We start from the raw sequence: 12644 nt of genomic DNA, 5'->3' as shown, positions 1-12644 counted from the left end.
GGAGACTTTTTCGCATGATGATGCGGCCTGCCCGCTTGGCCGTCGGCGTGGTGTCCGCCGGACGCGTCGGCAGTGTTCTCGGTGCGGCTCTCTCGCGGGCCGGCCATAACGTCGTTGCCGCCTCAGGCCTTTCCGCCGCTTCCGTCCGGCGAGCCGATCAGCTGCTGCCCGGTGTCCCGCTGCTGCCACCCGATCAGGTGGCGAGCCAGGCGGATCTCGTGCTGCTCGCATTGCCCGACGACGCCTTGCCCGGCATGGTCCGCGGCCTGATCGCCACCGATTCGCTCAAACCCGGCCAGATAGTGGTCCATACCTCTGGTGCGCATGGTGTCGGCGTGCTGGACCCGGCGGCCGCGCTCGGCGCGCTGCCGCTCGCGCTGCACCCGGTGATGACGTTCACCGGCCGTTCCGAGGATCTGGAGCGGCTGGCGGCGTGCAGCATCGGCATCACCGCGGCCGAAGGTGACGAAGCCGCCTGGAACGTCGGCGAAGCGCTGGCGATGGAAATGGGCACCGAACCCGTGCGGGTGCCCGAATCCAGCCGCGCGCTGTACCACGCGGCGCTCGCACATGGTGCGAACCACTTGATGACCTTGGTAGCCGATTGCGCGGATCTGCTGCGTGAGGGCGGGATCGCCGACGCCGAACGGCTGGTCGCGCCCTTGCTCTCGGCGGCGTTGGATAATGTGCTCCGGCACGGTGACCGTGCGCTGACCGGCCCGGTCGCCCGTGGCGACGCGGGCACCGTCCGTGCGCATCTCGAAGTGCTCGCCCAGCGAGCGCCCGACGTCGCGCCTTGTTATGCCGCGCTGGCCAAGCGCACGGTCGCGCGCGCGTCGCAGGCCGGGCTGCTGGGCGAGGCAACGGCGAAAGAGCTCACCGAACTACTCGACGAAGGCCCTGATTCGCCATGACCAGCCCCAAATTCACTCGCGGCACCCTGAACACCTACCAGCCGCCCGAGCACGTCACCCAGGTGACGAGCGCGCTGCACGGGGTCAGCCGGAAGGTCGCGCTCGTGCCGACCATGGGCGCGCTGCACGCGGGCCACCGCGAGCTGATCCGCCGCGCGAAGCGGCTGCCGAACACCGTCGTCGCCGCGTCGATCTTCGTGAATCCCTTGCAGTTCGGGGAAGGCGAGGATTTCGAGGCCTACCCGCGTCCGCTCGAAGCCGATTTGGCCGTGCTGGCCGAGGACGGCGTGCAGATCGCCTTCACGCCCAAGGCTTCGGACATGTACGGCGAGGACGCCGCGATCACCATGAACCCCGGCCCGCTCGGCGACGAGCTCGAAGGCGCGGTGCGGCCGGGACATTTCGGCGGAATGCTCACCGTCGTCGCCAAGTTGTTCAACATCGTGCGGCCGGATTACGCCTTCTTCGGGGAGAAGGACTACCAGCAGCTGGTGCTGATCAAGAAAATGGTCCGTGACCTGAACTTCGGCACCAAGGTGATCGGTGTGCCGACGGTTCGCGAACGTGACGGGCTCGCGTTGTCCTCGCGAAACGTTTACCTGTCCGAGAAAGAGCGGGAGGACGCCGTCGTGCTTTCGGCGGCGCTGACCGCGGGAGCCTTCTTCGGGCGTGATGGCGCTGACGCCGTTTTCGATGCGGCGCGGCGCACATTGGCGACTCGACCTGACGTAGTCGTCGATTATCTTGAGCTGCGCGGTACCGATCTCGGCCCCGCGCCGTCTGATGGGGAAGCACGATTGCTGATCGCCGCACGCGTGGGCAAGACGCGGCTGATCGACAACGTCCCGGTGTTGCTCGGCGCCGCCGCCGAGCACCCGGAGGCAGGGGAATAGGGAGTCGAACATGTTGCGCACGATGCTGAAGTCGAAGATCCACCGCGCCACGGTGACCCAGGCGGATCTGCACTACGTCGGCTCGGTGACCGTCGACGCCGACCTGATGGACGCCGCCGACCTGCTACCGGGCGAGCAGGTGTCCATTGTGGATGTCACGAACGGCGCGCGGCTGGAGACCTATGTCATCACCGGTGAGCGGGGCAGCGGCGTGCTCGGGATCAACGGCGCCGCCGCGCATCTGGTGCACCCCGGTGATCTGGTCATCCTGATCTCCTATGGCCAGATGGACTCGATCGAGGCGGCCGCGTACGAGCCGAAGATCGTGTTCGTCGACGCCGCCAACCGGCTGCAGGACCAGGGCACCGACCCCGGCCACGCGCCGGAGGGCTCCGGGCTGATGAGCGGGACCGTCACGCTGCCCGAGGCGTTCCCGGTGGCGGAGACCGTCGACGCGGCCAGGCTCGACGCGCTGCTCGCCGAGGGCTGAGTTGCTACTCACCGTCGACGTCGGCAACACGAACATCGTGCTGGGCCTGTATTCGGGGCGCGGCGACGACGCGAAACTGGTCGGCGACTGGCGGATGCGCACCGACGCGCGGATGACGGCCGACGAGCTCGCGCTGACCATGCGCGGGCTGCTCGGCTCGCTGGCCGACTCGGTCACCGGGATCAGCGCGCTGTCCACGGTGCCCGCGGTGCTGCGCGAGCTGAGGGTGATGCTCGCGCGCTACTACCCGCGGCTGCCGAAGATCGTGGTCGAGCCCGGCGTGCGCACCGGAGTCGCGCTGCTGGTCGACAACCCCAAGGAGGTGGGCGCCGACCGGCTGGTGAACACGCTGGCGGCGCATCACCTGCACGACACGGCCTGCGTGGTGGTCGACTTCGGCACCTCCACCAACGTCGACGCGATCTCCGCCAAGGGCGAGTTCCTCGGTGGCGCGTTCGCGCCGGGCATCGAGATCTCGGTCGACGCGCTCGCCGCGCGTGCCGCCGCGCTGCGCAAGGTCGAACTGGCGCCGCCGCGGTCGGTGATCGGCAAGAACACCGTGGAATGCCTGCAGTCGGGCATCCTCTACGGGTTCGCCGGCCAGGTCGACGGGCTGGTGAAACGGATCGTGCGTGAGCTGTCGCCGTCCGACCCGGTCGCCGTGATCGCGACCGGTGGCCTGGCGCCGCTGGTGGTCGCCGAGTCGGAGACGATCACCGAGCACGTGCCCGACCTGACGCTGCTGGGCCTGCGCCTGGTCTTCGAGCGCAACTCCCGCTGATCCCCGAAACGGGATAAAGCGGGCTTAACTCCGGCCCGGGATAAAGCCCGCTTTATCCCGGGTTCAGCGGCGGTGCTCGGCGACGACGTAGACGCGGCGGCTCATGCAGTCGTTGGTCGCCAGCATCTCCTTGAGGCCGATGAGCAGCTCGGCGGGATCGCGGCCGTCCTCGGCGGCGAGCTCCTCGACAGACTCGATCATCAGCACGTTGGTGCGGTACTGGCGTTCGCGCCACTGGTCGGTTTCGGCATAGGTAAGTACTGAGAAGCCCGCCGCTTCGAGAACCGGCCGATGATCCGACAATTGGGGCGGGCGGCCGTCCGGCTGGGTGTGGTAATCCCAGGTGGTCATCAGCAGCCGTCCGCCGGGAGCGGTGATCCTGGCCAGTTCGGCCAGCGCTTCGGCTTTGTCCGCGGCGAACAGCAGCGCGTCGATACTCATAACGGCTTGCAGGCTGCCAGTTGCAATATTCGTATCCGTGAACGAGCCGAGCTGGAATGTGGCCCGATCGGCCAGCCCGAACGCCGAGGCCTTCTCACAGGCCGCCTCGAGTGCCGTCGCGGCGATGTCGATTCCGATGAGTTCGGCGTCACGCCGAGCGGCGAGCCAAATGCCCGGTCCGCCCCGGCCACAGCCGATATCGGCCAGCCGGTCACCCGCCGAAAGCAGGCAATCTTCGGCCATTCGGTCCAGTTCGCTCACCGTGATGTAGCTGTGGGTGTCGAGTGCCGCCGGATATTCGTCGCCATAGACCGCCGACCAGATCCGATGGTGACCTGGCGAGGCCGGTCCGCGGAATCCGTCCGTGAAGATCTTTGTCCAATTCTTGTCCACCATGGTCATCGCCTCCTGGCGCGGAAGCCGGTGACGACTATCGGCCGGTCGAATTCGCCGGACGCCGTTTCGGGCCTGCCTGCCAGGAACTCCTGAGCCGTTCGGAGTATCGCCGCTCTTTCCTCACTCGCCGCGGCCAGCACATGTGAATGAGTGGCGAGCGTGGCCACGAGACTTTCCGCGGTCCGGCGCTGCTTATGGCGAAAGGTTTCCTGTTCGGAGGGGGCGAAGTTCGGATGATCGGGTAATCTCGCGGCACTCGCCGCCCAGGTACGGCCCGTCGGGGCACCGAACAGCTCACCGAATTCGGCCACCCAGGGCACCGATAGGTCGTCGTAGTTCCAAAGCGTGACCAGAACACCGCCGGGTCGCAGAACCCGGGAGATCTCGGTCAGCGCGGGCTCGGCGTCGAACCAGTGAAAGGCCTGGCCGACGAAAACCGCGTCCACTGACGCTGTTTCGAGTGGAATCCGCTCGGCGTGCCCGTCGAGCGCGGTTATTCCGGGAAGAGCGTGCCGGAGCTGCGCCAGCATCTGTTCATCGGGTTCGACGGCGGTGACCGTCAACCCCTGTTCAACCAGCGTCGTGGTCAGTTTTCCGGTGCCCGCGGCGAGGTCCAGTACGTTTACCGGCGCTTTCGCGGCGCCGGACAGTCCCCAGCGCACCGCGGCAATCGGGTAATCGGGCCGGTGCGCGGCGTAGGCGGCCGCCGCTCCACCAAAGGAGGTGGCCCGCTTGGCGCGTAGTTCGTGGGATATAGGGGTCGACTCGTTGCCCATACACCCGGTATTACACGAATTACTGGCAGCCTGTGGCCGCAAAGAGGTAATCCGGTTGGCGTAGCCGAGTGGCGTGTTCGTACGCTATACCCATGACCGAAATCCCCGTGTCCGAACACGCGCCCGAAGACGACCTGCCCGAACAGATGCGGGTGCGCCGGGACAAGCGCGACCGGATAATCGCGGAGGGTATCGATCCTTACCCGGTCGAGGTCCCCCGAACGCACTCACTGGCGCAGGTGCGCGCCGCGCATTCCGATCTTCCCGTCGACGTCGCCACCGGTGAGATCGTCGGGGTGACCGGCCGGGTGATGTTTATGCGCAATACGGGCAAACTGTGTTTCGCCACCCTCCAGGAAGGCGACGGCACCCAGCTCCAGGCGATGCTGAGCCTGGCCAAGGTCGGCGAAGACGCGTTGAACGCGTGGAAATCCGATGTCGACCTCGGTGACCATGTATTCGTGCATGGTGAGGTCATCACTTCCAAGCGCGGCGAACTCTCCGTGATGGCCGACGCCTGGCAGCTCACCTCGAAGTCGCTGCGGCCGCTGCCGGTCGCGCACAAGGAGCTTTCCGAGGAAACCCGCATCCGCCAGCGTTATGTCGACCTCATCATGCGGCCGCAGGCGCGCGATGTGGTCCGCACGCGGGCCGGGGTGGTCCGTTCGCTGCGCGAATCGTTCCACCGCCGCGGCTTCCTCGAGGTCGAGACCCCGATGTTGCAGAACATGCACGGCGGGGCCGCTGCCAGGCCTTTCGTCACCCATTCCAACGCGTTCGACCAGGAGTTGTACCTGCGGATCGCGCCGGAGTTGTTCCTCAAGCGCTGTGTGGTCGGCGGGATCGAGAAGGTCTTCGAGATAAATCGAAACTTCCGGAACGAGGGAAGCGACTCATCCCACTCGCCCGAGTTCGCGATGCTGGAGTACTACGAAGCGTATGCGACCTATGACTCCAATGCGGTGATGACCCGTGAGTTGATCCAGGAAGCCGCCGAGTCGGTTCTGGGCACGCAGATCGTTACTCTGGCCGACGGCAGTGAGTACGACCTTTCGGGCGAATGGACGACGTTGCGAATGTATGACTCGTTGTCGGGCGCACTCGGTGAAGAGGTCACTCCCGAGACGCCTGCCGGCAAGTTGCACGCATTCGCGCAAGCGCGCGGCATCGAGGTCGACCCGAAGTTGGGCCACGGCAAACTGGTCGAGGAACTGTGGGAACACCTCGTCGGCGATCATCTGCACGAGCCGACATTTGTCCGGGATTTCCCGGTCGAAACCTCGCCGCTGACCAGGCAGCACAGGTCACAGCCAGGTGTTGCGGAGAAGTGGGACCTCTACATACGCGGATTCGAACTGGGCACCGGCTACTCCGAGTTGGTGGATCCGGTGGTGGAACGGCAGCGCCTTGTGCAGCAGTCCATGCTGGCCGCGGCCGGTGATAGTGAAGCCATGAGCCTGGATGAGGATTTCCTGCGCGCCCTGGAGTACGGAATGCCGCCGAGCGGCGGTGTCGGAATGGGTATCGACCGGTTGCTGATGGCGCTGACCGGGCTGGGTATCCGGGAGACGATCCTCTTCCCCCAGGTTCGGCCCGAATAACCCGGCGGAGTGACAGATGGAGTTCCGGCAACTATCCCCAATCGAGATTTGCGTTATCCTGGGGCAGAGGGTATTAATGTCGTAGACAATGGCTTCTGTCCCGGGGCATGCCCCGTCCCGATCATTCGAGCAAGCCCCAAGCAGGAGGAAACACCGATGGCACAGAAGGTGCTCGTCTCTCTCGTCGACGATCTTGATGGCACGGAAGCGGAAGAGACCGTTGAGTTCGGTTTGGACGGCGTGAGCTACCAGATCGATCTCTCCGGCGAGAACGCCGAGGAATTGCGCGACGCGCTCGCCCAGTATGTCGAGCACGCCCGCCGCGCCGGTGGCCGTAAGCGCGCCGCCATTCGCCCGACCGCCAAGGTCGCCGCCCGTCCCGCGACGGTCGACCGTGAGCAGAACCAGGCCATTCGGTCATGGGCTCGCAAGAACGGCTTCCAGGTTTCCGACCGTGGGCGTATCCCGTCCGAGGTCGTCGAGGCTTACCACAAGAAGAACTGAGTCGGCTGCGGCACGCTTGCGCCGCACGATCGGGCAGCCCAGCGGGCCGCCGGGAGCAATCCCGGCGGCCCGCTGTCTTTTGTCACGTGGTTATGAATGCCTTTATGACACGGCAATCGTGTAATCGATGTCCCGGCCAACATGATCCGCTCGCGCTCGGTCATTGACCGGGTACATCGGAATCATGGCGGTCTCGGCCATCGGGATCGATCGCTCACCCGAATAACTGACGCGTTTGTCCAAGACAGGTCTTCGACCGCCGTGCGGTAATGGGGCATGGCCGACCTGTACCTCTCGATGATCTCCGCCGCCGGCGCGTTCAAAACCGTCGTGGCGGCACTGCGTGAAGACGATCTCGCCAAGCGCACACCCTGCGATGACTACACCGTGCGCGCTCTGGTGAACCACCTTCTTTATTGGGGACCTTGGCTCGTGGCAGGCGGGCGCAAGGAGCCGGCGCCCGCCGTCGAAGGCGGTGAGTCCGACGCCGACCTGACACAGTCCGATTGGGCCACCGCGCTCGAGAAGCAAACCGACGAACTGATCGACGTATTCGGCACCCCCGGCGCACTCGACGGAATGTCGAAGATGGGCTCGGCCGAGATGCCGGCCTCGGTGATCGCCGGAATGGTCCTCGCGGAGTTCGCGCTGCACGGCTGGGACCTCGCGGTCGCCACCGGCCAGAAGCTGACCCTCGACGAGGACACGGCGTCCGCGTTGTATGCGGCTGTGGACGGCATGGCCGAGCAGGCGCGGGCGATGGGTGTCTTCGGGCCGGAAGTGCCCGTGCCCGCCTCCTCGTCGACGCTGGACCGCGCACTGGGCCTCGTGGGCCGCGACCCGGCCTGGCGTCCCTAACCCTCGTGAGTGTTCCGGCCGGTTAGAACCGGCCGGAACACTCACGCCCCTCGCTCAGGACTTGGGGGTCGAGCGAGGGCAGCCGACGCACTCGGGGGTCGACGCCAAGAGATAGGAGAAGCAGCAGCTCTCCAGGCGCCGCGTCCACTCGCGCTCGGGGGTCAGCCGCAGCGTCGAGGCCGACGTGAGCGGCGCGTGGCGGGAGCCGAGCACCAGCGCGGCGTCCGCCACGCCCGCGTCGGGCTCGCCCGCGCACCAGAGCGCGGTGTCGAGCGCGTCCGTGGCGGCGGCCCACAGCGTCCGCCTGCCGAGACGGCTGAGCGGGCCGTACGCGTCGACGAACCGGGTGGCGTGCGCCAGGTAGCCCTCGCGCAGCACGGCCGCGAGTTCCGCCTCGTCGGCGACGACCACGGCCTCGGGGCGCGCGGCGCCCGTGTCGGCGGGCAAGCAGTAGAAGCCGTCGGCGAGCAGCGCGATCTCCTCCGGGTGCGGACGGTCGTCCGACAGCCGGAAGGCGAGCTTCGGCACGGGCACCCGGCGCTCGTGATGGAACAGCACCGCGGCCGCCCGTGCGGGAACGTGCAGGTACCAGGCGGCGATCCAGGCCGCGACTGTCCGTGCGGGCACCTCGTCGTACTGCGTGCCCATCCAGGCGGCGAGCCCGCCCTGCCAGGCGCGGAGCCCTTGCGGGTCGTCGAGCAGGTCGTCGCAGTACAGCCAGCCCGGTGCGTCCGTCACGCCGAAACGGAGGCCGCTGAGCTGCTGGATTCGCTCGATCCGGTGGACCGAGGCGGCCAGGCCGCCGGAACCGAGGTCTTCGCCGGGGCCGCACGCGGCCCGCTGGGAATACACGACAGACCCCCTCGGTTCTCCCCGGATGGCGACTCTCCGTGACCAACCAGGGTAAAGTGTTAGGCGTGCCTAACCTTACATAAGGGGCCGGTTTCCGCCAAGCGGGTGGGATTCTCACAGCTCGGACGGCTGTTCGCGCTGAGCGGACAAGGGGCCTCGCGCGGAATCGCGGGTGAACCCGGCACGTTAAGGGTTGACGTAGAGGTACAGGTCAACCGGATGATGGACGCGCGCCCCGGTTGAAATCCGAGTGGCGTGAACGGACCGCAAAGGGCCGTAGTGGTACGCCAGCGCGACCACATGGCTACTAGAGTGGTCTTACGGTGCTGAATCCATCGCGGTGAAAGCACGACGATGGACTAGGGCCGCCGGCGCAGCAGTCGAGGGAGTGCACATGTTTGAGAGGTTCACCGACCGCGCGAGGCGGGTGGTTGTGCTGGCTCAAGAAGAAGCCAGGATGCTCAACCACAACTACATCGGCACCGAGCACATCCTCTTGGGTCTGATCCACGAGGGTGAGGGTGTCGCCGCCAAGGCGCTGGAATCACTGGGTATCGCGCTGGAGGGTGTCCGCCAGCAGGTCGAGGAGATCATCGGCCAGGGGCAGCAGGCCCCGAGCGGTCACATCCCCTTCACGCCGCGTGCCAAGAAGGTGCTGGAGCTGTCACTGCGCGAAGCGCTGCAGCTCGGCCACAACTACATCGGCACCGAGCACATCCTGCTCGGGCTGATCCGCGAGGGCGAGGGCGTCGCCGCCCAGGTGCTCGTCAAGCTCGGCGCCGACCTCAACAGGGTCCGCCAGCAGGTGCTGCAGCTCCTGTCCGGCTACCAGGGCAAGGAGCCGCAGGAATCCGGCTCCGGCCGTGGCGAGGGCACGCCGTCGTCGTCGCTGGTGCTCGACCAGTTCGGCCGCAACCTGACCGCGTCGGCCCGCGAGGGCAAGCTCGACCCGGTCATCGGGCGCGGCAAGGAGATCGAGCGCGTGATGCAGGTGCTCTCGCGCCGCACCAAGAACAACCCGGTGCTCATCGGCGAGCCGGGCGTCGGCAAGACGGCCGTCGTCGAGGGGCTCGCGCAGAACATCGTCAAGGGCGAGGTGCCCGAGACGCTCAAGGACAAGCAGCTGTACACGCTGGACCTCGGCTCACTGGTCGCCGGTTCGCGGTACCGCGGTGACTTCGAAGAGCGGCTCAAGAAGGTCCTCAAGGAGATCAAGACCCGCGGCGACATCATCCTGTTCATCGACGAGCTGCACACGCTCGTCGGCGCGGGTGCCGCCGAGGGCGCGATCGACGCGGCTTCGATCCTGAAGCCGATGCTCGCCCGCGGTGAGCTGCAGACGATCGGCGCGACCACGCTCGAGGAGTACCGCAAGTACATCGAGAAGGACGCCGCGCTGGAGCGCCGCTTCCAGCCGATCCAGGTCGGCGAGCCGTCGCTCGAGCACACCATCGAGATCCTCAAGGGCCTGCGCGACCGGTACGAGGCGCACCACCGCGTCTCGATCACCGACTCCGCGCTGGTCGCGGCGGCCACGCTGGCCGACCGTTACATCAACGACCGGTTCCTCCCGGACAAGGCGATCGACCTGATCGACGAGGCGGGCGCCCGGATGCGCATCCGCCGGATGACCGCTCCGCCGGACCTGCGCGAGTTCGACGAGAAGATCGCCGACGTCCGCAGGGACAAGGAGTCGGCCATAGACGCTCAGGACTTCGAGCGTGCCGCGCGCCTGCGCGACGAGGAGAAGACCCTCCTCGGCCAGAAGGGCGAGCGGGAGAAGCAGTGGAAGGACGGTGACCTGGACGTCGTCGCGGAGGTCGACGACGAGCAGATCGCCGAGGTCCTCGCGAACTGGACCGGGATCCCCGTGTTCAAGCTCACCGAGGAGGAGACCACCCGCCTGCTGCGCATGGAGGACGAGCTCCACAAGCGCATCATCGGCCAGGAGGACGCCGTCAAGGCCGTCTCCCAGGCGATCCGGCGTACCCGTGCCGGGCTGAAGGACCCCAAGCGGCCTTCCGGCTCGTTCATCTTCGCGGGCCCGTCGGGTGTCGGTAAGACCGAGCTGTCGAAGGCGCTGGCCGCCTTCCTGTTCGGCGAGGACGACGCGCTCATCCAGATCGACATGGGTGAGTTCCACGACCGCTACACCGCTTCGCGGCTCTTCGGTGCCCCTCCGGGCTACGTCGGCTACGAAGAGGGCGGGCAGCTGACCGAGAAGGTGCGGCGCAAGCCGTTCTCGGTGGTCCTTTTCGACGAGATCGAGAAGGCGCACCAGGAGATCTACAACACGCTCCTGCAGGTGCTCGAAGACGGCCGCCTCACCGACGGCCAGGGCCGCACGGTCGACTTCAAGAACACGGTGCTCATCTTCACCTCGAACCTCGGCACTTCGGACATCTCGAAGTCCGTTTCGCTCGGCTTCTCGTCGGGTGCTGACACCAGCAACCGCTACGAGAAGATGAAGCAAAAGGTCAACGAGGAAATGAAGAAGCATTTCCGGCCCGAGTTCCTGAACCGTATCGATGACATCATCGTGTTCCACCAGCTGACCAAGGATCAGATCATCCAGATGGTCGACCTGATGGCCACGCGGGTGGAGAAGCAGCTCAAGGCCAAGGACATGGAGCTCGAGCTCACCGAGAAGGCGAAGGCGCTGCTCGCGAAGCGCGGCTTCGACCCGGTGCTCGGCGCGCGGCCGCTGCGTCGCACCATCCAGCGGGAGATCGAAGACCAGCTGTCCGAGAAGATCCTGTTCGGCGAGATCCAGCCGGGCCAGATCATCGTGGTCGACGTCGAAGGCTGGAGCGGCGAGGTCGAGGACAGGGACGACGAGGCGAAGTTCACCTTCCGCGGTGAAGCCCGTCCGACCGCCGTCCCGGACAGCCCGCCGGTCAGCATCGCCGCGAGCGGTGACGACGCGGGCGAAGCCGAAGCCGGCTGAGTGCTCTGAAGAGAGCGGCTCCCCTTTCCGGAGGGGGGCCGCTCTTTTCGTATGATCGATTCCATGGACGTGCTGGGGATCGATTTCGGGACTTCGAGCACGGTCGCGTCGATAGCGGTCGGCGGGCAGTTGCCGCGCCCGATCGAATTCGACGCTTCGATGACCATGTCGTCGGCGATCTTCGTCAACGACGACGGCACGCTGGTCGTCGGCCGCGAGGCCGAGCGCAAGGCCAGGCTCGACCCGAGCCGGTTCGAACCCAACCCGAAACGCCGCATCGACGAGGGCACCCTGCGCCTAGGCGCGCACGACGTCCGCGTCACGGATGCCTTCGCCGCGGTGCTGAGGCGGGTGCGTGAGGAGGCCGAGCGCGCGCTCGGCGGGCTTTCCCCAGGCCAGGTCCGCATCTCGCATCCGGCGCGCTGGGGCGCCGCACACCAGGCCGTGCTCCGCGAAGCCGCCGCGCTGGCCGGCTTCGGCGGGACGATGCTCCTGGTCCCCGAGCCGGTGGCGGCCGCGGCGCACTACTCGGCGACCGCGGGCCGCCCGCTCGGCCCGCTGGCGGTCTACGACCTCGGTGCGGGCACTTTCGACTGCGCGGTGGTGCACGGCTTCTCGGTGCTGGCCGACGACGGTTTCGCCGACCTGGGCAGCATCGACATCGACGACGCCTTGCTGATGCACATCGGCCGGGAGGTCTCGCACCGTGATCCCCAGCAGTGGCAACGAATCCTGCGCCCGGTCAGCACCTCCGACCGGCGCGACCGGCGCGCGCTTCTGCAGGATGTCAAGGGCGCCAAGGAAAGCCTGTCCCGGCACACCTCGACGGCCGTTCCGATGCCTGAGCCGTTCCAGGACGTCATGGTCACCCGCGCGGAGCTGGAAGCCTTGGTACGCCCCAGTTTCCTGCGCAGCGCGGAGCTTTTCGCCGCGACGATCCGGGCCGCCGGGCTGACTCCCCGCCAACTGGGCGGCGTCTACCTGGTCGGCGGGCCGAGCCGCATGCCCCTGCTCGCTTCGCTGCTGCACCACCAGCTCGGCATCCCGCCAGCCACCCGCGACCAACCCGAAACGGCGGTCGCCCTCGGCCTGCACCACGTCCCGGCGACCGGCGGCTTCGGCGACCTCACGGTCCCGGCCTTCGCCCCGGTCCCACCCCCACCCCACCCACCCGCCCCCCGCCCCTGGTAG

At 67.1% G+C, this 12644-nt stretch carries 11 protein-coding genes and 1 pseudogene; 9 read left to right on the top strand and 3 right to left on the bottom strand.

Going from position 1 to position 12644, the window contains the following annotated elements; all coding sequences use genetic code 11:
* The first annotated feature begins 17 nt into the window (after window positions 1–17).
* The 4 genes from BLV57_RS09400 to BLV57_RS09385 are packed head-to-tail and all read left to right on the top strand — an operon-like array spanning window position 18 to window position 3078.
* Window positions 18–914 (top strand): Rossmann-like and DUF2520 domain-containing protein, encoded by an 897-nt coding sequence (locus BLV57_RS09400; RefSeq protein WP_091289050.1) that lies wholly within the window; start codon window positions 18–20, stop codon window positions 912–914.
* Entirely contained in the window at window positions 911–1807 is an 897-nt protein-coding gene (gene panC, locus BLV57_RS09395) for a pantoate--beta-alanine ligase (RefSeq protein WP_091288255.1), read from the top strand. The genes BLV57_RS09400 and panC overlap by 4 nt, the downstream gene beginning before the upstream one ends.
* A 10-nt stretch (window positions 1808–1817) precedes the next feature.
* Complete coding sequence (gene panD, locus BLV57_RS09390) at window positions 1818–2297, top strand: aspartate 1-decarboxylase (RefSeq protein WP_091288254.1); 480 nt, start codon at window positions 1818–1820, stop codon at window positions 2295–2297.
* A gap of 1 nt (window position 2298) precedes the next feature.
* A complete protein-coding gene (locus BLV57_RS09385; protein ID WP_091288253.1) occupies window positions 2299–3078 on the top strand; it encodes a type III pantothenate kinase in 780 nt (259 codons plus the stop codon).
* Between the two features lie 63 nt (window positions 3079–3141).
* On the opposite strand, the gene BLV57_RS09380 is transcribed toward BLV57_RS09385, so the two are convergent.
* Together BLV57_RS09380 and BLV57_RS09375 are read right to left on the bottom strand one after the other, a co-directional pair.
* Window positions 3142–3915, bottom strand: a complete 774-nt coding sequence (locus tag BLV57_RS09380; RefSeq protein ID WP_091288252.1) for an SAM-dependent methyltransferase — start codon at window positions 3913–3915, stop codon at window positions 3142–3144.
* 2 nt (window positions 3916–3917) lie between these two features.
* Entirely contained in the window at window positions 3918–4691 is a 774-nt protein-coding gene (locus tag BLV57_RS09375) for a class I SAM-dependent methyltransferase (RefSeq protein ID WP_091288251.1), read from the bottom strand.
* 92 nt (window positions 4692–4783) lie between these two features.
* Here BLV57_RS09375 and lysS point away from each other — a divergent pair, with 92 nt between their 5' ends.
* From lysS to BLV57_RS09360, 3 genes are all read left to right on the top strand, one after another.
* Window positions 4784–6292, top strand: a complete 1509-nt coding sequence (gene lysS / locus BLV57_RS09370) for a lysine--tRNA ligase (RefSeq protein WP_091288250.1) — start codon at window positions 4784–4786, stop codon at window positions 6290–6292.
* Between the two features lie 156 nt (window positions 6293–6448).
* Complete coding sequence (locus BLV57_RS09365; protein ID WP_091288249.1) at window positions 6449–6796, top strand: histone-like nucleoid-structuring protein Lsr2; 348 nt, start codon at window positions 6449–6451, stop codon at window positions 6794–6796.
* Window positions 6797–7072: 276 nt separating this feature from the next.
* Window positions 7073–7654, top strand: a complete 582-nt coding sequence (locus BLV57_RS09360; RefSeq protein ID WP_245757237.1) for a TIGR03086 family metal-binding protein — start codon at window positions 7073–7075, stop codon at window positions 7652–7654.
* A 54-nt stretch (window positions 7655–7708) separates the two neighbouring features.
* Here BLV57_RS09360 and BLV57_RS09355 read toward each other — a convergent pair whose 3' ends face one another.
* A complete protein-coding gene (locus tag BLV57_RS09355; protein WP_091288248.1) occupies window positions 7709–8506 on the bottom strand; it encodes an iron-sulfur protein in 798 nt (265 codons plus the stop codon).
* 394 nt (window positions 8507–8900) lie between these two features.
* Here BLV57_RS09355 and BLV57_RS09350 point away from each other — a divergent pair, with 394 nt between their 5' ends.
* Both BLV57_RS09350 and BLV57_RS09345 read left to right on the top strand, forming a co-directional pair.
* Window positions 8901–11453 carry an ATP-dependent Clp protease ATP-binding subunit gene (locus BLV57_RS09350; protein ID WP_091288247.1) on the top strand — a complete coding sequence of 851 codons (2553 nt, stop codon included), beginning with the start codon at window positions 8901–8903 and terminating at the stop codon, window positions 11451–11453.
* 63 nt (window positions 11454–11516) lie between these two features.
* A pseudogene (locus BLV57_RS09345) lies at window positions 11517–12638 on the top strand (Hsp70 family protein); the annotation flags it as partial.
* Between the last annotated feature and the right edge of the window lie 6 nt (window positions 12639–12644).

The organism is Amycolatopsis xylanica (assembly GCF_900107045.1).
Lineage (GTDB): Bacteria > Actinomycetota > Actinomycetes > Mycobacteriales > Pseudonocardiaceae > Amycolatopsis > Amycolatopsis xylanica.
This window is presented reverse-complemented; position numbering and strand designations above follow the sequence as displayed.